The sequence below is a fragment of the Patescibacteria group bacterium genome, assembly GCA_041661505.1.
In the GTDB taxonomy this organism is placed as follows: domain Bacteria; phylum Patescibacteriota; class Patescibacteriia; order Patescibacteriales; family JBAZCA01; genus JBAZCA01.
Genome location: JBAZUF010000002.1, coordinates 195,411 through 219,933 on the forward strand (window position 1 = coordinate 195,411; position 24,523 = coordinate 219,933).

Sequence of the window (24,523 nt, forward strand, 5' to 3'; positions counted from 1 at the left end):
TATGTGGCTTGTTATCGCTGTTAGCGCCTATTTTATTAACGCGGGAGTTTACCTGGCGGATAAATTTTTACTTTCTAAAAGAATCCACTCGTCAATCGTTTACGCTTTTTATGTCGGAATTTGGAGCGTCTTTAATTTGTGCCTCCTTATTTTTAATCCTTGGTTTCCAACTTTTGGCGAGCTCATGCTTGATCTTTTCGCCGGCCTTTTATTTCTATTTACCCTGGTTTTTTGGTACAAGGCCCTGCACCAAAGCGAAGCCACGCGGGTGGTTCCGATTGTCGGGGGATTGGTGCCGGTTTTTAGTTTCCTTCTTTCAAGCATTTTTTTGGGGGCCACTCTTACCAATCAGGAGCTTTTAGGCTTTTTGATTCTTATCGCCGGAGGAGTCCTAATTTCCATTAAACGGACCAGGTTTTATCTTCTTCGAAAAGCCGTTGACCGGGTACGGATGATTTTCGGAGATGTCTTGGGGGAGATTCACGCCCGCTTCCGCCCCACCCAGCGGCTAATTGCTAATTCCGTTGTTTCCGCTTTTTTCTTTGCCGCTTTTTACGTTTTAATGAAATATATTTATCTCCATCAGCCGTTTGTCGGCGGTTTTGTCTGGTCGCGGATGGGAACTTTTATCGGCGCTTTGGCTATGCTAGCCGTTCCGGTCTGGAGAAAGGGAATTGCCGAGCACCGGAAAGCTACGACCGCCCCGAAAAATTTAAGCTTCTTTTTAGGCGTGCGTCTTTTGGCCGCTTTGGCCTTTATCATGCTTAACTGGGCGATATCGCTTGGGAACGTCGCTTTGGTTAACGCGCTCCAGGGCGTCCAGTACCTGTTCTTCATTCTTTTTGCCGTTATTATTTCCGCCCGCTTCCCGAAAGTGTTTAAAGAAGAGCTGGGAAAGGAAGTTTTAATACAAAAATTAATCGGGGTCGGCCTGGTTAGCCTTGGCTTATATATTTTGGTAATCTAATCCGCGGACTATGTTATTCTTTTTGGCGCTGTATTATCTAATTTTTGCTATTCTTTCCTGGCAAAAGCCGGAGCGGGGAGTAATGATAATAATCTTTGCTTTGCCGTCTTACCTTATCCGCTTTAATCTCTTTGGCTTGCCTTCAACTTTACTCGAAGGCATGATTTTAATCGCTTTTTTTATCTGGTTTATAAAAAATTACCGGGAGGTTTTTGGCAATATTAAGAAAAGGATTAAGGGTAAGAAAATTATTGGCTGGGTTAGGTATCCTTTTGACCTGGAGATTGTTTTATTGCTGATCGTGTCAATTATAGCCGCGGGAATCGCGTATTTTTCCCGGGAATCTTTGGGAATATGGAAGGCTTATTTTTTTGAACCGATTCTTTTCTTTATTCTATTATTCAACACAATCGGTAAAGACGCTTTAAACCAAAAAGGCTCTAAGTGGCTGGAAAAAATAATCTGGCCTTTGGCATTATCCTGTCTGGCCGTTTCTGTCCTGGCCGTCTATCAAAAATTCACCGGCCAATTTATTGATAATCCTTTGTGGGCGGCGGAAAGTACGAGGCGGGTGGTGTCGTTTTTCGGCTACCCGAATGCCGTCGGGCTATTTTTAGGGCCGATTTCATTGGTGCTCTTTGGATGGATGGCTAAAGAAAAAGAAAACTTAAGAGCTGAAGGGATGACCGGAAAACTTAAACTACTGGTAATCAGTTTAACCGTATTCCTTTCCTGGGCGGCAATCATTTTTGCTAAATCAACCGGCGCGGCTTTAGGGGTAGCGGCCGGACTAATCGTTTTTGCTCTCTTAGGCGGAAAAAGAATAAGATTAGTAGTTGCGGCTGGCGCGCTAATCATGGTTATTGGGATAGCGGCCTGCGCTCCGGCCCGGAATTACGCGATTGATAAAATTACCCTGAAAACTGTTTCCGGGGAAATAAGGAAACAGCAATGGGAAGAAACCTGGAACATGTTAAAGGACGGAAGATTATTATCCGGCGCCGGACTGGATAATTACCAAACGGCGATAAAATCCTATCATCAAGAAGGTATCTGGTTTAACCGGTTTAATGAAAGCGATAAGGATTTTTTAAGAAAAATTATGCAAAGCGAAGAATACCGGAAGCTCGTCTGGCAGCCGACGGAAATTTACATGTATCCGCATAACATTTTTCTAAATTTCTGGTCCGAACTCGGACTGGCCGGATTGCTTTTATTTGTCTGGATAATCGGCAAATATTTTTATCTCGGTTTGAGAAGGCTGAAAGACGGGGATTACACGATCTCAGGACTAATCGGCGCTATGGCCGTAATCGTCGTCCACGGGTTAGTTGACGTCCCCTACTTTAAAAATGATTTATCAATAATATTTTGGCTTTTTGTTTTTATGCTTAGCGCTATAAACTTGAAAGCCAATATAAAAAAAGTATGACCAACTCTAAATTAGCTTTGCACAGCTTTCTTCACTCGGCCGGCGTGCTGGTTTACATTCTCCTGGTGAGCGTTATTATGAGAAACGCCGAAAAGATTTTTGGCAAGACAGACACTTTTTTCTCGCCGGTAGCCTTTTTGATGCTTTTCGTTTTCTCGGCATTAGTCACCGGGATCCTTGTTTTAGGGCGGCCGGCCTATCTTTTTCTTCACGGCCAAAAAGATGAAGCCGTTAAGTTCCTCGGATTTACTGTTGGCTGGATGTTTCTTTTGGTAATCGTTGCCTTCGGACTTCTTCTTTTAGCCAAGACCATGTAAATGAAAATAATCCTCCAAAAATATATTGCCCAATCCGGCTTTTCTTCAAGGCGCAGGGCCGAAGAGCTAATCCGGCAGGGAAAAGTAATTGTTAACGAAAAAGTTGCTAAGCTTGGCGATAAAATTGACGAAGAAAATCTGCCGGAGATTTTTGTCGATGGCAGAGAATTAAGGTTGCCAGAAGCGAAAATATATATTAAATTGAATAAGCCGGCCGGATATACCTCGACCGCGGCCCGCTTTAAAGGCGAAAAGAACGTATTTAGTCTGGTAAAGGTAAAAGAGCGGCTTTTCATTGTCGGGCGATTAGATAAAGCGAGCCGAGGCTTAATTCTTTTAACTAACGACGGCGAGCTCGCCAATAAGCTTACCCATCCGCGATATGAAAAAGAAAAAGAATATATTGCAATCGTTAGCGGCAAGAACATAGATACTAAAAAAGCGGTGAGCCAATTTAGCGCCGGTATAGATATCGGCGAAGGCGATGGAATCGTCCGGGCGAAAAGAGTTAAGTATCAGAGCGGTGGAAAATTTTCAATAGTTTTAACCGAAGGAAAGAAACGCCAGATCCGGCGGATGTTTAAAGCTTTGGGGCTTGAGGTAATGGATTTAATAAGAGTAAGAATCGGGAAGTTGGGGTTAGGCAGTTTAAAAGAAGGGGAGTGGAAAAAACTGACCGGCGAAGAGATAAAAAAACTGGAGTCATAAAAATTGAATACACGGAGAGGTACGAGAGCGGTTGCCCGCCTCGCCGGCGGGTAAAAATCGGGTAGTACAATTAAATAATTATATCGGGGAGAGGTGGCCGAGCGGCTGAAGGCACGACTCTCGAAAAGTCGCAGATCCTCACGGGTCTCGAGGGTTCGAATCCCTCCCTCTCCGCATACAACTTTCAATTTAAATTTTATGCCAAATTTTGAGATTAGAAAATTAAGGGAATATTATAATTCGTTAAAAGGAGTTAATAAAGTCTTAGAAGATTTGACTAAAAAAAATCCAACATGGGCAATAGATGGAGATTTGGTTTTAGAATATGAAAAAGTTATAAACCAGGCAAACACGGACTTACCAGGTTTATTAGCCCCTTTTAGTAAGAATGAATTTTTTGCATTTCATAGCGTAAACGGCCATGCGCATTACAAGCCAAATGGAATAAAAGCAAATATTGCAAGAAATTTAGGAATAATTAAATCGGAAATTGATGACACTGAAAGCATTCCTGTAATTACAGAAAAGAGTTTTGATTTTATAGAAGACGAAAAAATTAAGAAAATTTTAGAAAGAGACTACTTAGAAATACAACGTAATTTAATATCTACTAATTGGAAGTCTACAATTTTATTAAGCGGAGGATCAATCGAAGCAATTTTATTGGATTTACTAAAAAAAGATCAGACCAAAGCAACATCTTCATCTAAGGCTCCTCACGAAAGTGACTTAAATAAATGGGATTTGAACAGTTTGGTAGAGGTAGCTGTTGAAGAAAATTTTATCGGGTCAGAGATTGCTAAATTAAGCCATACAATAAGAGAATACCGCAATTTAATACATCCAGGTGTTGAAATACGTAACCATTTAAAGGTTGAACCGGAAGAAGCAAAAATTGCTATTGAGGTTTTAAATATTCTTGTTAGAGAACTTTCTGGTTGAGGGATGTATTTTGTTCCAACGCAAAAGTTTTAACTTCGTCCTAAACGGGCAGCAAACAAGTTTATAGGGTATGAAATTTAATAAGGTTATTATAAATTTAAAGTACGTTAAAAAAACTCTTAAAATTATAGGACTTGTTTTGTCAATATTAGCACTTTTATTTTCCATGTCAGAACATTATGGTGTATGGGATAGATTGCGAGGCACGAATTATCTGCTCGATGTTTATGCACGACTAGAGACTTCTTACGCTGACGTTGATCGAATTATTTATCCTTACGATCCAGCGTGGAAGCCGTTGTTGCATCTAATATATAGGTATTCGAGCGCTGATTTTCCAAAAGAGAGAGAGCCTAAGTGTATTGGTCGCGGTCAGGCTACAGCTGCGTTTAAGCAAGATTTAGGAAAAGGTAAAATGACTGAATGGACCGCGCCATCAACCCCTTTTGTTATTCTCTATAAAGAATGGCCCGTAGTTGGAGCGGTAAATCCAGAAGATTACCGAATTGTTGGATCAATTGGGGATTTAAAAAATTGGATTCAGCAAGACAAGAATGAATTTAATTTCAAAATACATAACATATTCTTTGGAGTACTCTCAATCGCCGTGGCTTGCCTGCTAATTTGAACTTCTAACATAATTTTAAAATAAATATTTATAATTCATTCCCGCAAAAAATATGGACTCTCAAACAATTAAACCAACCGGCTGTTGCGAGCCGTTTGAGCCGGGGCCTTGGCAGGACAAGGAAATTACCTGGAAGGATAAGATTTTTGTAAAAGACCACGTTGCCCAGTTTTTGCACATTCCGCTAAATTTCGGGCAAAAAGTTGTGAAAAACCTGGGATTGATTGAAAAAGCCGGAGCCAAGGCGGACCATCAGCTCATGCTGACCGATGAAAAATCGCTTTGGGGATGCGACATCTATATTGATGTAGTTAAAGACGTGCCGGACGCCGAAATGGCCGCCATCTCGGGAACGTTTCTCACTAAAGTTTTTGAAGGGCCTTATCAAAAGGCCGGAGCCTGGGCCAAAGAAATGAAGGCTTACGTCGAAGGAAAGGGCAAAAAAGTGAAGAAAAATTATTTTTCTTACACCACTTGCCCGAAATGCGCCAAAGCCTACGGGAAAAATTACGTCGTGCTTTTCGCGCAGATTGATTAAAGGTACACATTGAAATTTATGTACAAGTATTATCATCCCAAGCCAATCATCATAAAACTAACAGATGATTTAGGTTTTCAGTTAAGGCAGAAAGCGGCAGGCTATATTGCCGCTAACCAGAATAAAACCGGCGCTGAAAGAGGGAGTAAGGAGGAGCAAGGGTTTGGCGCGCTTGCGGAAATCGTTATACGGAATAAATTCGGAATGCCTGAAATAAATCCCGAAGATCATCCTCTTGGGCATGATATTCTTTTGCCATCCGGGATAAAACTTGATGTAAAATGCCGGGGAGGGTCATTGCCGTTCAAGGAGGAATATGAAAGCAGTGACGGAATCGCAAGGGAGGCAAAACATAATTTTTTTGCCCGGCAAATTTACGACGAAAAATTGGATGCAGAAATCTATTTAATGACTCATCTGGAAACCCCGAGTAATCGGGAGCTCCCCGGGACCGCACGCCAGAGAAAATGGATACTATATATTTGCGGCTGGGTATCAAAAGAACGGGTTGCGTGCGAGGGCGTGTATCTACCGCGCGGTTCGCTCACTGAACAAGGAAGAACATGGTTTACCTATCGCGGGCAGGAAATAGAATTCTATAACCGAAACTTGAATGGCCTGGAGAAGATAGAAGATTTATTAAGTATAGAGAGAGCTGATGTTGAAAAAGATAGGTGCCATCAGGGGGATTTGAATTTAACCTTTGTCGACGCAATAAGAATTACTTATGATCTGATTGGACGCGGCGTTCTTAGAGAGAAGCACTTATTGTACATACAGAAGGAGACCTATCTCAATAAGATAGTAAAGCCAATTCTACATCCTAATCAGTATTTTCATCTATTAAAATGGTTAAAAGAAAAAGGAGAGCTCGGCGAGACCGAGCTTCAAAAGGCTAAAGAGATATTCAAAGAAGAGTTCTTTGAAAAAATTTAGAAAAGCTTATTGCTACCGGCTTTATATTGAGATTCTGCTTTTTTTATTCGTTTTTTTGAAATTTCTATGTAATCAATCTTGTGTTTTTTAAAGAGATATGTTTTTTGATTTTTTTCAATTCCAATAAATTTTCTCCCTTCTAGAGCTGCCGAAACTAGAAAACTGCCGCTCCCGCAGGTGTTATCCAGGACTATGTCGCCCTCCTTTGTAAAGGTTCGGATAAGATAGCGGCCAAGCTCTACTGGTTTTTGCGTTGGATGATAAACCTCTCCTTCGCTTTCGGCAGTTTTGAAATATACAACATCAGTAGGGTATCTCTCCCCGTTACTTTTCACTTCAACAGTTTTAAAGTCTCCATAGCTTCCAGTCAGCTGATCTTTTCTAAAACCTTTGTTGTACGGCTCGCCATTGCTCATTTGAGGATTGTAGTCCGGCTGGTTCTTATAGAAAATACAAATATCTTCATGCTTGCGCAACGGTTGTTTTTTGGCATTTAGAAAATTAGTTGGTTTGGATTTAACCCAGGTAATCTTATATTTGAATAACTTTGGGTTAGACAGCATTAAGCTGGCAGTAAAAAGACCTTGCCCGGTTAAGGCAATAACCCCCTTGTCTTTTATAATTCGTTCGTAGTGCGTCCAAATTCGATCAAGAGGAATTAAACTGTCCCAATGATTTTGTGTTGTGCCATAAGGCAGATCGCATAAAATCATATCAATTGATTTTGAAGGAATGCCATTCATTATTTTCAAACAGTCGCCTTCTATAACGCGATTTTCAAAATTTTGGATATCCCCTTTTCCCGCAGTAGTTATTTCCTTCGGTTCTTCCCCGCCAAGATTTTTGCGCAGATACCAAAGGCAATATGTATTAACCGCTAATCCTTCTTCCTGCGCGCGTTTTTCCAACTCCATGTAAGAATCCGTCCCTAACAGAATTCTTATCCTATTGCTTTCGAGCTTAGCTATGTTTTTGTATAAATCCTTATTACGATTTCCAAAAGCCAAAACAAGTCCTTTGGAGTTCTGGTTAGCCTCTTTATAGTCAGGAAAATAAATTGATTTAAAAATTTGATTACTGGGCATGGGATTTACGATTTATTTATATTATAGTATGATACCCTTATTCAATCAACCATATTTATCCACAGAAAATTAAATACATGGCTAAATTAACAATTAAAACCAAAACCCCAAAAGAAGTAATTGATATTACCGACAAGGTCAATGAGATTTTGGCAAAGGAAGATGAGAGAGAAGGACTGGTGAATTTATTTGTTACTCATACTACGGCGGCTTTAACTGTCGCGGACTTAGATCCGGGGACGGATTTGGATATGCTTGATGCCTTCGAGGCCATGTGCCCGAAATTAAATTACCGGCATCCGCATAACCCCGAGCACGCGCCAGACCATATTATGTCCGCGCTAATCGGCGCAACTCTAACTCTGCCCTTTAACCAAAATGGTTTGATACTCGGCGACTGGCAAAGGGTGGTGCTTATTGAACTAAACGGGCCAAGAGACCGCCGGATTATTGTTTCTTTAATTTAGCTGCCAGCCTCATTAGATTGAGCAAAAAAATAGTATGCACAAAATCGTAATAAAAATAAGGCGGGAGTTAAAAAGGAGCGCTGACGATAAAACTAAAGAAATTTTTCAGCGGTTTTTTAAGGAAAAAGTGACGTTCTACGGGGTAAGGGCGGGTGTTGTTTCAAAAATCGGGAAAGAGTATTTTACTGAAGTAAAGAAACTGGACAAGAAAAAAATGCAGGCGGTTTGTGAGGAGCTTTTCCGGTCCGGCATTTCCGAAGAAGCCTGGATCGCCGCCAGCTTTGCCCATAAATACGATAATTTCGAGAAAGCGGACTTTTTGGTTTTTGAGCGCTGGATTGATAAATATATTGATAACTGGGCCAAGTGCGATACCTTTTGCAATCACGCGGTCGGAGAATTTATAGAAAAATACCCGGCCTATATTTCAAAGCTAAAAGTCTGGGCTAAGTCAAAAAACCTTTGGAAGCGGAGGGCCGCGGCCGTAACCTTAATAATACCGGCGAAAAGGGGAATGTTCTTAGCGGATATTTTTAAGATTGCCGATATCCTATTACAGGATAAAGAAGACATGGTGCAAAAAGGGTATGGCTGGATGCTAAAAGAAGCCAGCCGCAAGCATGAGCGGGAAGTCTTTAATTATGTTCTGAAAAATAAAAAAGTTATGCCCCGGACAGCCTTGCGCTACGCCATTGAAAAGATGCCTCTTAATCTTAAAAAGCGGGCTATGGCAAAATAATTTGTATAAAATTTTGAGATATATAAAATTTGGTGAAAAATTTATCGTAAGAATTAATAAACCCGTTAGATCTGTAAAGTTAGCTTTGGCCGGGCGGATGATCCAGCTTAATAAATCACTGGGGCGAGAATTATGAAAAACAGCAAAAACAAGTCTAAAAAAGTAAATTACGCCTGGCTTTTTGACGTGGACGGCGTCTTAACGCATCTGGAAGAAAAGAGAGTAACTGAAAAGGAAATAATAACCGAACTCATTGGAAAGCTTAAGGCCGGAGAGCCGGTAATATTAAATACCGGCCGAGCTTTGGATTTTATGGATAAAAAAATAGTTCAGCCGCTAGGGAAAGCGCTTAAGGACAAAACGCCTCTTGGCAATTTTTTGGCGGTTGGGGAAAAGGGAGGAGTGGTGATGTTGTTTGATTCTGCCGGGAAAAAGAAATTTTTTATCGATAAATCCATCTCGGTTCCGCCGGCGCTGGGAAATGAGGTGAGAGATCTAATTAGGCGGCAATTTTCTAAAACCATGTTTTTTGACGCCACTAAGAAAACTATGATTTCCGCGGAGATGAATGACGGACTGGAGATTAAAAAATTCAGGCCCGAGCAAAAGAAGCTGATCCGGGCGATGGAAAAGATGCTGGCAAGGCGCGGGCTGGCTAGAAGCTATAAGATAGACCCCACGATAAGCGCTACGGATATAGAAAATAAGCACGCAGGAAAGCACCTGGGCGTCCAAAGGGCGCTTTCCTGGCTTCGTGAGAAAAAGATAAGGCCAAAGCAGTTTATAGCTTTTGGCGACAGCCGTTCGGACTTGGCTATGGCCAGGGAATTAAAGAAAGAGGGCTTGAAAATGGAGTTCGTTTTTGTAGGAAAAAAAGAAATTTTATCCGGCGAGAGGCTTAATTTCCCGGTTGTCTATACCAAAGAACGCTACGAAGCCGGAGTGATGGAATATTTTAAAAGCCATCGATGAAAAAATAAATCGCATGAAAAAGAAAAAACCAGCCGGAACTCTGCCGGTTTTTGCGGCTTTGGCCGGAAACAGCTTTGTCGCAATTATTAAATTTTTTGCCGCCTTCGCTACCGGGTCAAGCGTATTGTTTTCCGAGGCAATCCACTCTTTAGCCGATACGGGGAACCAGGCGCTCTTAGCCATCGGGCTAAAACGTTCGAAGAAATTGCCGGACGAAGATTATATTTACGGCTACGGCCGGGAAAGGTTTTTTTGGTCTTTAATTTCCGCCTGCGGAATTTTTTTCTTAGGCGCGGGCGTGACCACTTACCACGGCATTAATTCTCTGATCACAAAAGAGGGCTTTCACTACCAGCCTCTGATAATTTTAGTATTGGCCGTTTCCTTTATTATTGAATCAATTACGCTTTTAATCGCCGTCCGGGAAATAAAAGCCAAGCACGGGGCGATGGGCATTAGAGAGATTTTAAACGCCGGCGATCCAGTTACTTTATCAGTGCTTTTAGAAGACTGCGTAGCGGTTTTGGGGGTAGCCGTGGCGTTTTTGAGCATTATTTTATCCAAAGCCACCGGCCAATATTATTATGACGGCATCGGCTCAATAATTATCGGGATATTGTTAGGCCTCGTGGCGATTACTCTAATAACCAAAAACCGGAATTTTTTAATCGGGCGGTCAATACCCGAAGAGCTTCGGGAGAAAATTGCCAAACTTCTAGAGGCCGACCCGGCCATCGAAAAAGTGCTTGATTTTAAATCAACGGTTTTGGACATCGGCGTTTACCGGATAAAGTGCGAAATCGAGTTTAACGGCAATGTTTTAATAAATGAAATTTACAAAAAAGGGGAGCTGAAGGAAGAGTATATAAAAGTAAAAGACGATTTTGAGGAGTTTAAGAAGTTCTCGGTTGAATTTGCCGACCGCGTTCCGCGGCTGGTTGGAAGAAAAATTGATGAAATCGAAAAGAAAATAAAAAGTAAGGCGCCGGAAGTTAAATACATCGATATTGAAATCAATTAACCAAAGATGCCGACGCTAACCAAAAATCAAGGAAGGCTGCTTTTCGCCGGTTTGATATTGGCGGCGGGCTTTTTCTTTCTTTTCCGCCTGGGCGCGAACGCGTTTTTAGATTATGATGAGGCGACTTACGCGCAGGTGGTTAAAGAGGCGATGGATAATAAGGAATACTGTTCGTTTAATCTCTGGGGGCAAAGATGGATCGACAAGCCGCCATTGTACTTTTGGCTGGCAATAGGAAGCGCAAAGGTTTTCGAGTTTAATGAATTGGCGCTTCGCCTGCCGTCGGCTTTGCTAGGAATCCTGGCAGTTATTATTACCTGGCTTTTAGCTTTCCGCCTGACTAAAAATTACTTTACCGCGTTTTTGGCCGGAGCGATTTTGGCGCTGTCCGGGGAATTCGCTTTTGCCGCCAGACAAGTAAGGCTTGACGTCCCGGTCGCCGCGGCCGTCCTCGCTTCAGTTTACTTTTTTATCCGGGGCTGGGAAAATTCAAAATGGTTTTTGGCGATGGGCGCGGCGCTCGCGGCCGGAGTTTTAACAAAAAGCGTTGTCGGGTTATTTGCCCTGCCGGCGATGTTTGCTTTCAGCCTGGCTTACAAAAAATGGGATTATTTAAAAAGCGGCTGGTTTTGGGGCGGGCCCGTTTTTATGTTTGGGCTCCTATTTCCCTGGCACTATATTGAAACAAAAAAATACGGCATTGAATTTTGGAACACTTACGTCGGGCATCATCTTTTTTCCCGGGTGGCGGCGCCGATCCAGGGCTCGGGCATTACCGTCTGGCATTATTTCAAGTATTTGTTTTTTCTGGTTGAACCCTGGATGGCGGTGATGGCCGCTCTCGTAATCTGGCAAATCGCCCGCCACGGGAAGAAGTGGAAAGAATATAATCCGCTGTCCTTGGCTTCGTTCTTGTCTTTTATATTTATTTTTTCCATCTTTGCCGTTTCCAAAACCCGGCTTTTTTATTATCTGGAGCCGATTTATCCCTTTATGGCCATTTTCATCGCCGCCTCGCTTTTCGACTTTTTAGAATGGATGAAGCCGGAGAAAAAGGCGGCGAGGAATTTTATTTTAATACTGCTATTTTTGGGGTTATGCAATACTATTTGGCAGGTGATTGAGCTTCGGGAAAATTTTTCCAGTGAATACGAAACCGCCAATCTGGAAAAAGAAGCCGGACTGAAGCTCGCCAGCGAAGCGCCGCTACCGGCTTTTTCTTACGGGTATTTATGGCTGGAGACCCTGAATTTTTACAGCCAGAGGAAAATCAATATGCATCCGGGCGAGAGCGTAGAAAGCGCCGGAATTTATCTCATCGCCAATCCCAAACTTTTCCAGCTTTACCGTCCGGCAAAAATTTTCAGGGAAAGGAACGAGCCGATTTTTGAAAAGGGCGATGTCGGGGTCTACCGGATCCGTCCCGGCGAAGCCACCCCGATTTTTAACCAATAAAAAATCCTCCCGCAAAGGAGGATTTTTTTATCGTTATGCTAAAAGTATTAGAAACGATTTCTTCCGCCGCCGAATCCGCCTCTATCGCCTCCGCCGAAACTCCGTCTCGGTCCGCGGGCTTTCATCCGGGTTTTATTGCACTCGTAGCAATAAAGTTTTCCGTAAGTGCCGTCTTCCCGCTGGGAAGGCTCGAAAGGCAATTCTTTAATCGGGGCACCGCACTCGGCGCAGGTGATATTCATAGAAGAAATATCATGCATCTGCCTTTGAGGGCGGTTGTCATCTTGATAAGCCATTGAAATTGTCACCTCGCTTTCTAGTATTCCCCCGCCAGTTGGCGGATAGGGATTGGTTATCTGGTGAACTTATTCCGACAGCTTATCTAACTGCTTTCTAAATACTCTGATATGCTCTATTTTACTCAAAAAATTAGAAAACTAATCTATAATATTCACCTTCGTTTGAGAGTATCATACTCTTTATCTTTAGTCAATTTTGTCCTATAATTACTATGCTTATATTAATTTTGCCTTATGAAATCATTAACTAGCCTTTTAATCAATACTATCGCGGTTTTCGCGGCCGCCTACATATTGCCCGGAGTGTCAGTCCAGGGGTTTTTAACCGCCCTGGTGGCGGCCGTTGTTCTTGCGATTCTAAACTTGTTTTTAAAGCCGGTTCTCATATTCTTCACTCTGCCGGCGACTCTTATCACCCTGGGGCTGTTTATTTTCGTTATTAACGCCTTTTTAGTGTTAATTGTCGCCTGGCTGGTTCCGGGCTTCGCGGTTAACGGATTTTTTTGGGCGCTTCTTTTCAGCCTGGTTTTCACTCTGGTTAAATTTGTTCTAGAAAAGATTTCAGAGCCGGCAGACAAAAATTCTTACTAATTATTTGCGGGTATCTTATATATATGTCAGAAGAAAATAACTCCAAATTAACAAAAAAATCCTGGCTCTGGGCGGTATTGGCGGTTGTTCTTATTTTAATCATCGCGGCAATCTTTTTTCGGTTTTTTAGCGGAAAAGATAGCTGGGTCTGCTCTGAAAACCAATGGGTGAGGCAGGGAAATCCGAGCTCGCCTGTGCCGGCTACTGGTTGCGGCATTGCCCAAGATACGGAATATCAAGGCACTATTTCCGCGATTTCCAATGACCAGTTGAAAATTAAGCTTGAGTCGGGCGAAGAAACGGATTTTAAAATTTCAGGTGAAATAGGAATAATTAATAGCGCCGGACAGCCGGTCAGTTTTAGCGATTTAAGAGAAGGATTTATGGTTTTGGTAAAAGGGCCGCTCGGCGCCGATAATATTATAACGGCAACAAACATAAGGATAATCCTTGACCCGAACATTATTGTAAGCTTGCCCCTTCCGGGCGACTCAATCGGAAATCCGGTTACTATCAAAGGCGAGGCCCGGGTTTTTGAAAACACCTTTAATTACCGCGTTAAGGATTCGGCCGGCAACATCCTGGCGGAAAAAACCGCGATGGCCAGCGCGCCGGATGCCGGGCAGTATGGAGATTTCGAAATAACCATAAGATATTCCGTACCCAAGACAGATAACGGCGTTATTGAGGTTTTTGACTATTCAGCCAAAGACGGTTCAGTCATAGACCTGGTTAGTATTCCGGTAGTTTTCAAAAAGGTGGAAACCGCGAAAATAAAAGTTTATTTCGGAAACAGTAAAAAAGATCCCAACGCCTCTGACTGCAATCAGGTATTCGCGGCCGAAAGGGAAATTCCTAAGACCGAAGCGATTGGCCGGGCGGCTATAGAAGAGCTATTGGCCGGTCCGACGGCGGCGGAAAAGGAGGAGGGGTACTTTACCAGCCTTAATTCCGGGGCTATACTACAAAAGCTTACGATCGAAAATGGGGAGGCTAAGGCTGATTTTGATGATACGCTCCAAGCGGGAGTAGGCGGCTCCTGCAAGGTAGCGGCGATTCGGGCGCAAATTGCCGGCACCTTAAAACAATTTTCTACCGTGAAAAGCGTCATTATTTCGATTAACGGGAGAACCGAAGACATCCTGCAGCCTTAATAAATTTTATATTCATCTTTATGAAATTTAGAAAAAGCGAATTTATTTCGCTTCTCATCGTGATTTTGTCTTTTATCGTCAGCTGGTATTTTTATCCGGCTTTGCCGGAAAAAGCCGCTTCCCACTGGAACGCCCAGGGGGAGGTGAATGGCTATGTTTCCAAATTTTGGGGCGCATTCTTAATGCCGATCATCGGCGCAGCGGTTTATATAATCTTTCTTTTAATCCCCAGGATTGATCCCAGAAGAGAAAATATCCAAAAGTTCAGAAGCTATTTCGACGGTTTTATCGTCCTGCTTTTATTATTCTTTTTTTATTTGCACGGATTGACTCTGGCCTGGAACTTGGGATCAAATTTTGATATGGTGGTGATGCTTATTCCGGCCTTTTTTGTTCTCTTTTTCTACGTCGGAGTGATGCTGCGGCACGCCGAGATGAACTGGACTATCGGCATCCGGACGCCTTGGACGCTTTCTTCGGAAAAGGTCTGGAAAAAAACTCATTTGCTTGGAGGCCGCCTTTTTCAGCTTTCGGCGATAATATCGCTTATAGGGATTTTATTTCCCAATCAGGCAATTTGGCTGCTGCTCATACCGATTATAGCTTCGGCGCTTGGCCTTTTCGCCTATTCGTATTTTCTTTACAGGAGAGAAGAGATAAAATAATTAAATTTTTAAGCAATAACTATGATCGGATTTTTCACTTTTATCCGCCAGCAGGGAATCGCCGGACTGGCTATGGGGTTTATCCTTGGAGGGTCGATTAATAAAATGGTTAGCTCTTTGGTTTCCGACGTTATCCAGCCTTTTATCGGGCTCCTTTTAGGAAACCGGCAGGGCGAGTTGTCGGCCGTCCATTATCAATCATTAATGTATGGCCGGTTTATTTCCAACATTATTGATTTTTTAATTGTCGCCCTTATAGTCTACGTGGTTTTTAAAACTATGAAGCTTGATAAGATTGAGCTTCCGGGCGCCGCCAAAAAATAATTTTATGCTTTCAAAAAGTTCAATAAAAAAAGGATTTAGTTTCGGGCTTACCTCGGCGACGATTACGACGCTCGGGCTGATGGTCGGCTTAAACGCCGGAACGAGTTCGCGCCTCGCGGTTATCGGCGGAGTTTTGACAATTGCTATTGCCGACGCGTTTTCCGACGCTTTGGGCATCCACATTTCAGTTGAATATGAAGCAAATTCGACTCCCCGCCATATTTGGGAAGCGACGGTTTCAACTTTCTTGGCTAAGTTTTTATTCGCCCTGACTTTTTTAATACCGCTTTTAATTTTCAGCCTTTCGGCGGCCATTATCATATCTATAGCCTGGGGGATTATAATGCTCGGATTTTTCAGCTATCTGATGGCCAGGATGCAGAAAATGAATCCGCTTGAAGTGGTCGGCGAGCATTTGATAATCGCCGTCGTGGTTATCGCTATCTCGCATATGGTCGGCGACTGGATAAGGTATAATTTCGTATAAATGTTTTTTTGATAGCTTGCTCGCGGCAGTACGGATTGGCCATGCGCTAAAATATGTTCAAATTCGAAGATAAAATAAAAAAACTTTTGAAGCTGGACCGGCCGTTGGTAATTTTTGATATTGAAGCGACCGGGCCGGTTTTTTCCAAAGACCGGATAATTGAACTGGCGTACATTAAAATTTTTCCCGGAAAAAAAATCACTCTGTCCGAGGATATATTAATTAATCCCGAGACGAAGATTTCTCTGGAGGCCTCGCAAATCCATGGGATAAAAGAGGAGGATGTTAAAGGCCGGCCTACTTTTAAGCAAATGGCCCAAAAAATTTGGGATGTTTTTAATAAATCGTATTACGGCGGCTATAGCATAACCAATTTCGATCTGCCGCTTTTGAAGCGGGAATTTTTGAGGGTGGGCATGGATTTTAACTATACCTTTGACGACATTATCGATTCGCGGGTAATTTTCGATTATATGGAGCCGAGAAACGTTTCTTTCGCCCATAAATATTATTGCGGCAAAGGCGAGGTTGAGACGCCAAGAGCCAGGGGGGAAGTAAAGGCCATGATGGAAATTTTCAAAAAGCAATTGAAAAAATACGAAGAGATAAGAAGCCCGGAATTTATAAGGAAAATCCATAAAGCTAAAAGCGACCGCTTTGTTGATTCGACCGTAAAATTTTATTGGCATTGGGGCGAAGCTTATTTTGCTTTCGGTAAGCATAAAGGCCGGCCTTTAAACCAGGTAGCCAAAGAAGATCAGGAATACTTAAAATGGATTTTAGAGGCGGATTTTTCCGACGAGACAAAAAACATCATCGCCGAGGCGCTGAAGATCCGGACTAAAAAGGCGAGAAGAAAGAAAGCCGCTAAAGCTTAGATATTTTTACTAAAATTATATGGAAAAAAACGAAACCGACAGAATAATCTCCGCCCGGGAGGCAAACGGCGACCGCGCTCTTGATTTATCCTTGCGGCCTTCGATTTTAAATGAATACGTCGGCCAGGAAAATATTAAGAAGAACCTGGAGATTTCCATCCAGGCGGCCCGCGGCCGGGGCGAGCCGTTAGACCATATTTTATTATACGGCGCGCCGGGGTTAGGAAAAACTACGCTCGCGCACGTAATTTCCAACGAAATCGGATCCAATATCAGGATTACCTCCGGACCGGCCATCGAAAAGACCGGCGATTTGGCGGCGATCCTTACTAATCTCGGCGAAGGGGATATTTTGTTTATCGATGAAATCCACCGCCTGAACCGGACTATAGAGGAGATACTTTATCCGGCCATGGAAGATTACGCTCTGGATATCATTATCGGCAAAGGCCCTTCGGCCCGGACTCTGCGCATTGATTTGCCGAAGTTTACGATAATCGGCGCGACGACTAAGACGAGCCTGATCTCCGCTCCTTTACGCGACCGTTTTGGCATGGTTTACCATTTAAATTTTTACGAATTAGATGATATAGAAAAAATAATAAGCCGAAGCGCTTCGATTCTAAACGTTAATATGGGAGAGAATTCCAGCGCCCAAATCGCCCAGCGCTCGCGGCGGACGCCAAGGGTCGCTAACCGGCTTTTAAAGCGGGTCAGGGATTTTTGCGAGGTCAAAGGCGACGGGCTGGTAAACGGCGAAATCTGCCAGGGCGCTTTCGAACTTTTGGAAGTGGACGAGCTGGGGTTGGATAGCGTCGACCGGAAAATACTGGAGATTATTATTGATAAGTTCGGCGGCGGTCCGGTCGGAGTAAATACTTTGGCGGCCGCAACCGGCGAAGATATGGACACGATTGAGGATGTGTATGAGCCCTATCTTTTGCGCCTGGGATTCCTCGACCGTTCAATGCGGGGGAGGGTGGCGACTGATTTGGCTTTCCGGCATCTGGGGCGCGAAAGAAAGGGCCAAAACAAATTGGTATAAAATAATAAGAATAAAATAGTTGGGGATAGATTATGAAGCTAAGCGATTTTGATTACCACTTGCCGAAAGAGCTAATCGCCCAGAGGCCAGTAAAACCGCGAGACTGTTCGCGGCTTTTGGTTTTAAGCCGGAAGACCGGAAAAATTATTCACCGGCATTTTTATGATCTGCCGGACTTTCTCCGCTCGGGCGATGTTTTGGTTTTTAATAATTCTAAAGTAATGAAAGCCCGTCTCTACGGCAGGAAAGAAACCGGCGGGAAGATTGAGGTGTTTTTGTTGAGGAAAATCCGGAGCGAAAAATCCGGTGAAATCTGGCAATGCCTTCTGGGCGGGACAAGGAAGAAAGAAGGCTTATGCGTCCGATTCGGAAAAGGGTTTTCGTGCGAGATAAAAAGCCGGAATGCCGGCGGAACCTGGGAAGCGGCCTTCAATAAAAAAGGCAAAGAGTTCCAGGCGGCGGTTGAGCAAATCGGCCATATGCCTTTGCCGCCCTACATAAAAAGGAAAGACTTGAAAACCGATGAAATGTCCTATCAGACGATTTATGCTGATTCAAAAAAAACGGGTTCAGTCGCGGCGCCAACCGCCGGACTCCATTTTACTCCGGGGCTATTGAAAAAGCTGGAGAAGAAAGGGATTAAATTTGAATATCTTACTTTGCATGTCGGGCTTGGAACTTTCGCGCCGGTTAAAGCAAAGGACGTAAAAAAGCATAAAATGCATTCGGAATGGGCGGAGGTAAGCGCCAAAACTATTAAAAGCATAGTAAGCGCCAGAAAGGAGAAAAGAAGAGTTATCGCCGTGGGGACGACCAGCGTCCGGACGCTGGAAGCGGCTTTTGCCTCCGCCCAGGAGGAAAAATTTTCCGGCCTGCCAGCCGGTCAGGCAGGCTGGGTTGATATTTTCATTTATCCCGGCTACAAGTTTAAGGCGATTGACGGGATGATAACAAATTTTCATTTGCCGAAGTCAACCCTTCTGATGCTCGTTTCGGCCTTGGCCGGCCGGAAGGATATCGGTTTGGCCTATAGGGCGGCCGTCAAAAAAAACTACCGTTTCTTTAGCTATGGCGATGCTATGCTTATTGCCTAAGGCCAGGCAGCAACCGCCAATATCCTTTATTACGTTTCTTGACCGCGTAAAGTTATTAACTTATACTTAAATTATCAAAAATTAATGTAATTATCACATTTCCATTCTAAAGTATGTTTTGTACTCTATAATGGTTCGCAATTTATGGTACAGATGAAAAGGCACACCCGCCATTCGACCCTGTCGAGAAGGGCTCATCACGCTTTAAAAAAAGTCAAAACCAATAGCTGTGCTAAATGCGGCAAAGCTATCCTTCCCCACCACGCTTGTTCTTTCTGCGGCACTTACCGGGGAAGGGCTGTTAAAAAAATAAAAACGGCCAAACCAAAAAAGAAAAGCTAGCCGGTTATTAATTCACCGGCAAACGGTTGGGCGGTAAGTTAACCGGCTAATTTTAATTGACAGAATATGTCTAACAGGCACCTTGCAAGAACTATAGCTATGCAGACTCTTTTCCTTTGGGACTTCAGAGGAAAGGATGTTAATATTGAAGAGGGCCTAAAGGAAAATTTTTTTAACTTTGCCCCTGATTTCGACGATAACGGCTTTGCCCATAAATTACTGAAAGGAGTTATTGATAATTTGGACGAAATAGACCGGTATATAATTAAATACGCGACAGACTGGCCATTAGACCAGATAACGACAATTGACCGGAATATTTTAAGGATTGGGGTCTACGAACTTATTTTTGACAAAGATATACCGGAAAAGGTGGCGATAAACGAAGCCATTGAAATCGCCAAAAATTTTGGCGGCGAGTCTTCCGGCCGGTTCGTAAATGGCGTATTAGGCGCAATTTACAACGACCTTTTTAAAAATAAAAAATAATTAACGCTGATGTATTGTCAAATGGCTACATTGCAAAAAGCAATGCGGCAATTCAACAATGCAGCCACGACTTTGGCTATGCGCGACTTCAAAGAGCTGGAAAAAATAATTGAAGTAAAATTCAAGGACAAGGAGCTACTGAAGCAATCGGTCGTCCACCGGTCATATTTAAATGAGCATCCGGATTTTTCTTTGAGCCATAACGAGCGGCTGGAATTTTTGGGCGACGCAGTTTTGGAATTGATTGTAACCGAAAATTTGTTTTACCGTTTTCCCGATACTCCGGAAGGGATTTTGACTGCTTGGCGGGCCAGCCTGGTAAACGCGGAGATGCTCGCCGACATATCAGGCGAACTGCAGATTGAAGACTTCCTTTACCTTTCCCGCGGCGAAGCCAAAGATAAAAATACCAAAGCCCGGCGTTATATTTTAGCCAACGCGGTCGAGGCTTTGATCGGGGCGATTTATCTCGATCAGGGAACCAAGGTGACGGAGAAATTTATAAAAAAGCGCATTCTTTCCAAGCTGGACCATATTTTAGAGAATGAGCTGTATCTTGATCCAAAATCAAGATTCCAGGAAAAGGCCCAAGAGCTCTACGGCATAACGCCCCATTATAAAGTTTTGGGCGAATCTGGACCGGATCACGCGAAAATTTTTGAGATTGGACTATATTTAGGGGAAGAGCTGGTTGCCAAGGGAAAAGGCTCTTCAAAGCAGGAGGCCCAGGTTGAGGCGGCCAGGAAGGGATTGGAGAAAAAAGATTGGTAGCCGGAAAAGGGCGGAAATTTTTCAAATCAAAATGAAAACAAAAAATGGCGGGCAGGCACCCGCCATTTGATAATTAAACGCCATTCTTTTATAATTTAGTTAGAGTCCGTAGACAGTCTGGGGCGAAGCGTCGGTCGTATCTTCAGTCTCGTAAGCGATTCTGAATTTTTCTCCGTCGCTTGAGTATTCAAACTTATGTGCATCGTCATTTAACGGATCAACCGGCACTTCGGGCATATAGCTTTCTAGAGGATCGGTTCCTTCCAGGCTCGCTTTCATCTCAAGCCAGCCAGCCGCGGTCGGTTCTTGGGAGCTGGAGACCGGGTAAGCGCCGTGATCATTATAATAAAGATGCAAGGCGGTCGCCACTTGATGGATATTGGCCTTTCGCTGGGCATCGCGAGCCATAGGCAGGACGCTGTCCATTTGCTCGGCTGACATCGTCGCTACCATAGAAGTAATGCTGACGGCGACCATCAATTCGAATAAGCTAAAACCTTTGCGATTTTTAGCAAATTTCTTTAATTTTTTAATCCATTTGGAAATCACCTTCATATTTATAGATTAATAATAACTTTGAACATTATTACATTTACCATCTTTTGTCAAAGATGAGCCTTGGATGGTGGATGACTAAGACTATGACTATTAAAGAGATTTTTAAAACCGCGGTTCGTGAAAAAGCGTCGGATGTGCATCTGGTCGCTAACCAAGGGCCGATACTCCGGATTGACGGGGAATTAAAAGAGTTAAAGGAGAAGAAAATCAGCCGCAAGGAAATGGAACAGCTGATATTTTCGATATTGAGCGCCGAACAAAAGAGCGACTTTTTGGCCAATAAAGAGCTAGACTTTGGCTTTGAAAACGACGACGGCGCCAGATTTAGGGTAAATGTTTATTTGGAAAGGGATAATATGGCCCTGGTAGCAAGGATCATCAGCCGGGAAATTCCGGTGCTTAAAGAGCTGGACATGCCCGGCGTGGTTGAGGAGCTCTTAAATTTAAACCAAGGCTTAATTCTAGTCGTCGGCCCGACCGGCTGTGGAAAATCCACGAGCCTGGCCGCTATGGTTGATTACATAAATAAAAAATATTCAAAGAAAATCGTAACTTTGGAAGATCCGATTGAATATGTTTTCAGCTCGGAAAAAAGCATTATCGTCCAGCGCCAGCTCGGAACCGATATGGCCAATTTCACTGAAGGCTTAAAGCATGTGCTGCGGCAGGATCCGAACGTGATTATGGTCGGCGAGATGAGGGATTTGGAAACTATATCGACCGCTATCACCTTGGCGGAAACCGGACACCTGGTTTTAGCGACCTTGCATACCTATAACGCCCCGCAAACGATCGACCGGATAATTGATATCTTCCCCGCCCACCAGCAAAACCAAATTCGTTTTCAACTGTCTTCAATCTTGGCCGGAGTGATTTCCCAGCGGCTGATTCCCAAAGAGGGAGGAGGCCGGGCGGCGGCCAGGGAAGTTTTGATAAACACCCCGGCGGTTGCCAACTTAATCCGGGAGCGAAAGATCGCCCAAATCGCGACATCAATAGAAACGGGCTCTCGCGAAGGAATGATTAGCTTTAGAAGAGATTTGGAGCGCCTTTATAAGGAGAAGATTATCTCTAAAGAAGTGATGCAGAGCGGCCTATAATTTAGCTTGCATGCCTTCTTTTTCCGGCGGCCGGCAGTGCTGGCTGGCTCGTGAATTCTAATGAAAAACTGGATGAGCGAACCCCCTTGACAAGGTTTTTAAATAAGGTATAATTGAAAACACAATTAAAACTCTTAATTTATGGGTAGATTTTACATTAGACTTAAATTCAAAAGCGGTTAATAAACTTGTCCTTTTTTGGTGTTTATTGGCCGCCGGTAGGCGGTTTTTTAGTCCCAAAGCTCTCTTTAGAAAAAATACTATGACTCATGACTTGTAGTCTGCCGATCTGGCAGGCTAAAAGCCAGGAGTGATAGGGAAAAGTCCAATCCGGCTGAACGAATTGAAATTGTGAACTTTGACAATTGAATAAAAGAAGAACCAATAAAATAGAAATATTTTCGTCAAAATTCACGCTTTAGAGCCTTTCAGCAATTTGGCTCTAGAAACAAAAGCGTGGGAAAATCTCGTAAGAGTATATGGTGAATGCCTTGACGCAAAAAGACGATGAAGGACGTAGCAGCCTGCGATAAGCTTCGGTGAGGTGGCAAGCAACCTTTGACCCGAAGATTTCCGAATGGGGCAACCCTTCCCGTTGAAGACGGGAAATCCTTTAGCTGAATTCATAGGCTTAAGGAGGAGTACCCGGGGAACTGAAACATCTAAGTACCCGGAGGAAAAGAAACGAATAAATGTTAGTTAATTAGTGATTATTCTAGTCACTGATTAACTAATAAGATTCCCCTAGTAGTGGCGAGCGAACGGGGAGAAGTCTAAACCTTATTAACCGAGTTTAGAACTGCACTTGTGCAGGTTTAAACAGAAGGCGCCAGAGCCACATGTTAATTTGGTGTTGCAAGATTACTATTACTTCTCTTCTGGACAAGAGAGGGTGAAGTCATAAAAGGTAATTGTTAGCTTAAGCGAGCTGGAAAGCTCGGCCAAAGACGGTGATAGCCCGGTGAGCAAAAACATTAACCTCTTCACAGTATTAATCTTAAGTACTGCGGGACACGAGAAATCCCGTAGGAAGCCGGGTCGACTATGACCCAAGACTAAATACTTTTTGCGATCGATAGTGAACAAGTACCGTGAGGGAAAGGTGAAAAGCAGCCCGGTGAGGGCGGTGAAATAGTACCTGAAACCATATACTTACAATGAGTCGGAGCCCCGCAGCAATGCGTGGGTGACGGCGTGCCTATTGAAGAATGAGCCAACGAGTTTGTGTATGCGGCGTACATAATCCCCGAATGGGGTGTATGTTGAGTGAAAGCGAGGGTTAACGCCCGCAAGCATGTTTTTACGTAGAGCTTCTTTTGGGAGGCTCTACCATAAAATGTGCAATAGTCGTATGCACAAGACCCGAAACTGGGTGACCTAACCATGGCCAGGTTGAAGTTCGTCGAAAGACGAATGGAGGACCGAACCGGTGAGCCGTGCAACACTCTCGGATGAGTTGTGGTTAGCGCAGAAATTGCAATCGAACCCAGAGATAGCTGGTTCTCCTCGAAATAGCTTTAGGGCTAGCTCTGGATAATACCTACGGGGGGTAGAGCACTGAATGAGATCGGGCCGCAAGGTACCGCTTTCAACCAAACTCCGAATACCCGTAGCAGTACTCCAGAAGTCAGACAGTGGGCGCTAAGGTCCATTGTCAAAAGGGAAACAGCCCAGACCGCAATCTAAGGTCCCTAAATATATGCTAAGTGTAAAAGGTGGTGTCATGACTCCGACAGCTAGGAGGTTGGCTTAGAAGCAGCCATCCTTTAAAGATAGCGTAATAGCTCACTAGTCTAGTCGTCTTGCGCCGAAAATTTATCGGGGCTAAAGCATATTACCGAAGATGCGGACGTTCGTGTCTCACTAACGTTCGACACTCTAATTAACAATTATCAATGTACAATTTTCAATTAATTGATAATTGATCATTGAAAATTGAAGCGAGTGATGAGCGATAGCGAGACACGAGCGTGGTAGAGGAGCATTCCTAACGCAGCGAAGCTGGATCGCGAGATCCGGTGGAGCGTTAGGAAGAGAGAATGTTGGCATGAGTAGCAAAAAGGCAGGTGAAAACCCTGCCCACCGTAAGCTTAAGGTTTCCTGGGCAACGCAAATCGACCCAGGGTTAGTCGGTCCTAAGACGAGGCACGTGTAGTGCGTGCGTAGCCGATGGATGAGCTGGTTAATATTCCAGCACTAGTTTATCGTTCCGATGGAGGGACGCAACTCCGTAGTTTAAGCGTCTTACTGGTTTAGACGTTTAGGGCTTCAAGAGATGATCCAGGCAAATCCGGATCATAATCTCAAGAGGCAGTAAAAAGGTGAAGTCTCTGATGGAACCAATTTAGGCGAAGGAATTGCCCAGAAAAACTTCTAGGGCTAACGATAAACTAACCGTACCGCAAACCGACACAGGTGAGCGAGGCGAGAAGCCTCAGGTGTACGAGAGAAACTTCGTTAAGGAACTCGGCAAAACAGCGGCCGTAACTTCGGGATAAGGCCTGCCCCGCATTAGCGGG

Annotated in this window: 28 protein-coding genes, 1 tRNA gene and 1 rRNA gene; 27 read left to right on the top strand and 3 right to left on the bottom strand. The window is 43.7% G+C overall.

The window, feature by feature from the left end; all coding sequences use genetic code 11:
• Nucleotide 1 precedes the first annotated feature (1 nt).
• The 9 genes from WC715_03380 to WC715_03420 all read left to right on the top strand — a co-directional run bounded on the left by WC715_03380 (nucleotide 2) and on the right by WC715_03420 (nucleotide 6,468).
• Nucleotides 2-967, top strand: a complete 966-nt coding sequence (locus WC715_03380; GenBank protein ID MFA6171462.1) for an EamA family transporter — start codon at nucleotides 2-4, stop codon at nucleotides 965-967.
• 10 nt (nucleotides 968-977) lie between these two features.
• The gene (locus WC715_03385) at nucleotides 978-2,399 is read left to right on the top strand and encodes an O-antigen ligase family protein (GenBank protein ID MFA6171463.1); all 1,422 of its coding nucleotides are present in this window, start codon (nucleotides 978-980) and stop codon (nucleotides 2,397-2,399) included.
• Complete coding sequence (locus WC715_03390) at nucleotides 2,396-2,716, top strand: hypothetical protein (protein MFA6171464.1); 321 nt, start codon at nucleotides 2,396-2,398, stop codon at nucleotides 2,714-2,716. Before WC715_03385 ends, WC715_03390 begins: the two co-directional genes overlap by 4 nt.
• Nucleotides 2,717-3,424 (top strand): pseudouridine synthase, encoded by a 708-nt coding sequence (locus WC715_03395; protein MFA6171465.1) that lies wholly within the window; start codon nucleotides 2,717-2,719, stop codon nucleotides 3,422-3,424.
• An 87-nt stretch (nucleotides 3,425-3,511) separates the two neighbouring features.
• Nucleotides 3,512-3,598 (top strand) — tRNA-Ser (locus WC715_03400).
• A gap of 24 nt (nucleotides 3,599-3,622) precedes the next feature.
• Nucleotides 3,623-4,366 carry a hypothetical protein gene (locus tag WC715_03405; GenBank protein ID MFA6171466.1) on the top strand — a complete coding sequence of 248 codons (744 nt, stop codon included), beginning with the start codon at nucleotides 3,623-3,625 and terminating at the stop codon, nucleotides 4,364-4,366.
• 70 nt (nucleotides 4,367-4,436) lie between these two features.
• Entirely contained in the window at nucleotides 4,437-4,994 is a 558-nt protein-coding gene (locus WC715_03410; protein MFA6171467.1) for a hypothetical protein, read from the top strand.
• A 52-nt stretch (nucleotides 4,995-5,046) separates the two neighbouring features.
• On the top strand, nucleotides 5,047-5,532 hold the full coding sequence (locus WC715_03415) for a hydrolase (protein ID MFA6171468.1): 486 nt from the start codon (nucleotides 5,047-5,049) through the stop codon (nucleotides 5,530-5,532).
• Nucleotides 5,533-5,550: 18 nt separating this feature from the next.
• Nucleotides 5,551-6,468, top strand: coding sequence for a hypothetical protein (locus WC715_03420; GenBank protein MFA6171469.1), 918 nt, complete (start codon nucleotides 5,551-5,553; stop codon nucleotides 6,466-6,468).
• Here the strand turns inward: WC715_03420 and WC715_03425 are convergent.
• Complete coding sequence (locus tag WC715_03425; GenBank protein MFA6171470.1) at nucleotides 6,465-7,211, bottom strand: site-specific DNA-methyltransferase; 747 nt, start codon at nucleotides 7,209-7,211, stop codon at nucleotides 6,465-6,467. The two genes, WC715_03420 and WC715_03425, sit on opposite strands and share 4 nt — an antisense overlap.
• A gap of 419 nt (nucleotides 7,212-7,630) precedes the next feature.
• Between WC715_03425 and WC715_03430 the strand changes: the two genes are divergently transcribed.
• From WC715_03430 to WC715_03450, 5 genes are all read left to right on the top strand, one after another.
• Nucleotides 7,631-8,020, top strand: a complete 390-nt coding sequence (locus WC715_03430) for a secondary thiamine-phosphate synthase enzyme YjbQ (protein MFA6171471.1) — start codon at nucleotides 7,631-7,633, stop codon at nucleotides 8,018-8,020.
• A gap of 34 nt (nucleotides 8,021-8,054) precedes the next feature.
• Entirely contained in the window at nucleotides 8,055-8,759 is a 705-nt protein-coding gene (locus WC715_03435; GenBank protein MFA6171472.1) for a DNA alkylation repair protein, read from the top strand.
• Between the two features lie 132 nt (nucleotides 8,760-8,891).
• Nucleotides 8,892-9,731 carry a hypothetical protein gene (locus WC715_03440; GenBank protein MFA6171473.1) on the top strand — a complete coding sequence of 280 codons (840 nt, stop codon included), beginning with the start codon at nucleotides 8,892-8,894 and terminating at the stop codon, nucleotides 9,729-9,731.
• A 13-nt stretch (nucleotides 9,732-9,744) separates the two neighbouring features.
• Entirely contained in the window at nucleotides 9,745-10,752 is a 1,008-nt protein-coding gene (locus WC715_03445; protein ID MFA6171474.1) for a cation diffusion facilitator family transporter, read from the top strand.
• A 6-nt stretch (nucleotides 10,753-10,758) separates the two neighbouring features.
• Nucleotides 10,759-12,207 (top strand): glycosyltransferase family 39 protein, encoded by a 1,449-nt coding sequence (locus tag WC715_03450; protein MFA6171475.1) that lies wholly within the window; start codon nucleotides 10,759-10,761, stop codon nucleotides 12,205-12,207.
• Between the two features lie 47 nt (nucleotides 12,208-12,254).
• On the opposite strand, the gene WC715_03455 is transcribed toward WC715_03450, so the two are convergent.
• The gene (locus tag WC715_03455; protein ID MFA6171476.1) at nucleotides 12,255-12,503 is read right to left on the bottom strand and encodes a hypothetical protein; all 249 of its coding nucleotides are present in this window, start codon (nucleotides 12,501-12,503) and stop codon (nucleotides 12,255-12,257) included.
• 237 nt (nucleotides 12,504-12,740) lie between these two features.
• Between WC715_03455 and WC715_03460 the strand changes: the two genes are divergently transcribed.
• The 11 genes from WC715_03460 to rnc all read left to right on the top strand — a co-directional run bounded on the left by WC715_03460 (nucleotide 12,741) and on the right by rnc (nucleotide 20,346).
• Nucleotides 12,741-13,097 (top strand): phage holin family protein, encoded by a 357-nt coding sequence (locus tag WC715_03460; GenBank protein MFA6171477.1) that lies wholly within the window; start codon nucleotides 12,741-12,743, stop codon nucleotides 13,095-13,097.
• A gap of 23 nt (nucleotides 13,098-13,120) precedes the next feature.
• Nucleotides 13,121-14,251, top strand: a complete 1,131-nt coding sequence (locus WC715_03465) for a Gmad2 immunoglobulin-like domain-containing protein (GenBank protein MFA6171478.1) — start codon at nucleotides 13,121-13,123, stop codon at nucleotides 14,249-14,251.
• Nucleotides 14,252-14,271: 20 nt separating this feature from the next.
• Nucleotides 14,272-14,916, top strand: a complete 645-nt coding sequence (locus WC715_03470) for a DUF1648 domain-containing protein (GenBank protein MFA6171479.1) — start codon at nucleotides 14,272-14,274, stop codon at nucleotides 14,914-14,916.
• A 21-nt stretch (nucleotides 14,917-14,937) separates the two neighbouring features.
• Complete coding sequence (locus tag WC715_03475) at nucleotides 14,938-15,240, top strand: MscL family protein (protein MFA6171480.1); 303 nt, start codon at nucleotides 14,938-14,940, stop codon at nucleotides 15,238-15,240.
• A gap of 4 nt (nucleotides 15,241-15,244) precedes the next feature.
• Entirely contained in the window at nucleotides 15,245-15,727 is a 483-nt protein-coding gene (locus WC715_03480) for a hypothetical protein (protein ID MFA6171481.1), read from the top strand.
• Nucleotides 15,728-15,780: 53 nt separating this feature from the next.
• Nucleotides 15,781-16,605, top strand: coding sequence for a 3'-5' exonuclease (locus WC715_03485; protein ID MFA6171482.1), 825 nt, complete (start codon nucleotides 15,781-15,783; stop codon nucleotides 16,603-16,605).
• Between the two features lie 19 nt (nucleotides 16,606-16,624).
• Entirely contained in the window at nucleotides 16,625-17,650 is a 1,026-nt protein-coding gene (gene ruvB / locus WC715_03490; protein MFA6171483.1) for a Holliday junction branch migration DNA helicase RuvB, read from the top strand.
• Nucleotides 17,651-17,682: 32 nt separating this feature from the next.
• Nucleotides 17,683-18,744 (top strand): tRNA preQ1(34) S-adenosylmethionine ribosyltransferase-isomerase QueA, encoded by a 1,062-nt coding sequence (queA, locus tag WC715_03495; GenBank protein MFA6171484.1) that lies wholly within the window; start codon nucleotides 17,683-17,685, stop codon nucleotides 18,742-18,744.
• Nucleotides 18,745-18,888: 144 nt separating this feature from the next.
• The gene (gene rpmF, locus WC715_03500; protein MFA6171485.1) at nucleotides 18,889-19,086 is read left to right on the top strand and encodes a 50S ribosomal protein L32; all 198 of its coding nucleotides are present in this window, start codon (nucleotides 18,889-18,891) and stop codon (nucleotides 19,084-19,086) included.
• 66 nt (nucleotides 19,087-19,152) lie between these two features.
• Entirely contained in the window at nucleotides 19,153-19,575 is a 423-nt protein-coding gene (gene nusB, locus WC715_03505) for a transcription antitermination factor NusB (GenBank protein ID MFA6171486.1), read from the top strand.
• Between the two features lie 21 nt (nucleotides 19,576-19,596).
• Nucleotides 19,597-20,346, top strand: coding sequence for a ribonuclease III (rnc, locus tag WC715_03510; GenBank protein ID MFA6171487.1), 750 nt, complete (start codon nucleotides 19,597-19,599; stop codon nucleotides 20,344-20,346).
• A gap of 99 nt (nucleotides 20,347-20,445) precedes the next feature.
• On the opposite strand, the gene WC715_03515 is transcribed toward rnc, so the two are convergent.
• Nucleotides 20,446-20,901, bottom strand: coding sequence for a prepilin-type N-terminal cleavage/methylation domain-containing protein (locus WC715_03515; GenBank protein MFA6171488.1), 456 nt, complete (start codon nucleotides 20,899-20,901; stop codon nucleotides 20,446-20,448).
• 86 nt (nucleotides 20,902-20,987) lie between these two features.
• Here WC715_03515 and WC715_03520 point away from each other — a divergent pair, with 86 nt between their 5' ends.
• Entirely contained in the window at nucleotides 20,988-22,004 is a 1,017-nt protein-coding gene (locus WC715_03520) for a PilT/PilU family type 4a pilus ATPase (protein MFA6171489.1), read from the top strand.
• A gap of 459 nt (nucleotides 22,005-22,463) precedes the next feature.
• Nucleotides 22,464-24,523: ribosomal RNA gene (locus WC715_03525) — 23S ribosomal RNA — on the top strand; the annotation flags it as partial.

Coding starts and splice junctions, on each gene's coding strand:
- WC715_03405 (MFA6171466.1), top strand. CDS start 3,623: ATGCCAAATTTTGAGATTAGAAAATTAAGGGAATATTATAATTCGTTA.
- WC715_03455 (MFA6171476.1), bottom strand. CDS start 12,503: ATGGCTTATCAAGATGACAACCGCCCTCAAAGGCAGATGCATGATATT.
- WC715_03480 (MFA6171481.1), top strand. CDS start 15,245: ATGCTTTCAAAAAGTTCAATAAAAAAAGGATTTAGTTTCGGGCTTACC.
- WC715_03445 (MFA6171474.1), top strand. CDS start 9,745: ATGAAAAAGAAAAAACCAGCCGGAACTCTGCCGGTTTTTGCGGCTTTG.
- queA (MFA6171484.1), top strand. CDS start 17,683: ATGAAGCTAAGCGATTTTGATTACCACTTGCCGAAAGAGCTAATCGCC.
- WC715_03515 (MFA6171488.1), bottom strand. CDS start 20,901: ATGAAGGTGATTTCCAAATGGATTAAAAAATTAAAGAAATTTGCTAAA.
- WC715_03465 (MFA6171478.1), top strand. CDS start 13,121: ATGTCAGAAGAAAATAACTCCAAATTAACAAAAAAATCCTGGCTCTGG.
- WC715_03410 (MFA6171467.1), top strand. CDS start 4,437: ATGAAATTTAATAAGGTTATTATAAATTTAAAGTACGTTAAAAAAACT.
- WC715_03440 (MFA6171473.1), top strand. CDS start 8,892: ATGAAAAACAGCAAAAACAAGTCTAAAAAAGTAAATTACGCCTGGCTT.
- WC715_03380 (MFA6171462.1), top strand. CDS start 2: ATGTGGCTTGTTATCGCTGTTAGCGCCTATTTTATTAACGCGGGAGTT.
- WC715_03395 (MFA6171465.1), top strand. CDS start 2,717: ATGAAAATAATCCTCCAAAAATATATTGCCCAATCCGGCTTTTCTTCA.
- WC715_03475 (MFA6171480.1), top strand. CDS start 14,938: ATGATCGGATTTTTCACTTTTATCCGCCAGCAGGGAATCGCCGGACTG.
- nusB (MFA6171486.1), top strand. CDS start 19,153: ATGTCTAACAGGCACCTTGCAAGAACTATAGCTATGCAGACTCTTTTC.
- WC715_03485 (MFA6171482.1), top strand. CDS start 15,781: ATGTTCAAATTCGAAGATAAAATAAAAAAACTTTTGAAGCTGGACCGG.
- WC715_03520 (MFA6171489.1), top strand. CDS start 20,988: ATGACTATTAAAGAGATTTTTAAAACCGCGGTTCGTGAAAAAGCGTCG.
- rnc (MFA6171487.1), top strand. CDS start 19,597: ATGGCTACATTGCAAAAAGCAATGCGGCAATTCAACAATGCAGCCACG.
- ruvB (MFA6171483.1), top strand. CDS start 16,625: ATGGAAAAAAACGAAACCGACAGAATAATCTCCGCCCGGGAGGCAAAC.
- WC715_03425 (MFA6171470.1), bottom strand. CDS start 7,211: ATGAATGGCATTCCTTCAAAATCAATTGATATGATTTTATGCGATCTG.
- WC715_03415 (MFA6171468.1), top strand. CDS start 5,047: ATGGACTCTCAAACAATTAAACCAACCGGCTGTTGCGAGCCGTTTGAG.
- WC715_03420 (MFA6171469.1), top strand. CDS start 5,551: ATGTACAAGTATTATCATCCCAAGCCAATCATCATAAAACTAACAGAT.
- WC715_03385 (MFA6171463.1), top strand. CDS start 978: ATGTTATTCTTTTTGGCGCTGTATTATCTAATTTTTGCTATTCTTTCC.
- WC715_03430 (MFA6171471.1), top strand. CDS start 7,631: ATGGCTAAATTAACAATTAAAACCAAAACCCCAAAAGAAGTAATTGAT.
- WC715_03450 (MFA6171475.1), top strand. CDS start 10,759: ATGCCGACGCTAACCAAAAATCAAGGAAGGCTGCTTTTCGCCGGTTTG.
- WC715_03435 (MFA6171472.1), top strand. CDS start 8,055: ATGCACAAAATCGTAATAAAAATAAGGCGGGAGTTAAAAAGGAGCGCT.
- WC715_03460 (MFA6171477.1), top strand. CDS start 12,741: ATGAAATCATTAACTAGCCTTTTAATCAATACTATCGCGGTTTTCGCG.
- WC715_03470 (MFA6171479.1), top strand. CDS start 14,272: ATGAAATTTAGAAAAAGCGAATTTATTTCGCTTCTCATCGTGATTTTG.
- rpmF (MFA6171485.1), top strand. CDS start 18,889: ATGGTACAGATGAAAAGGCACACCCGCCATTCGACCCTGTCGAGAAGG.
- WC715_03390 (MFA6171464.1), top strand. CDS start 2,396: ATGACCAACTCTAAATTAGCTTTGCACAGCTTTCTTCACTCGGCCGGC.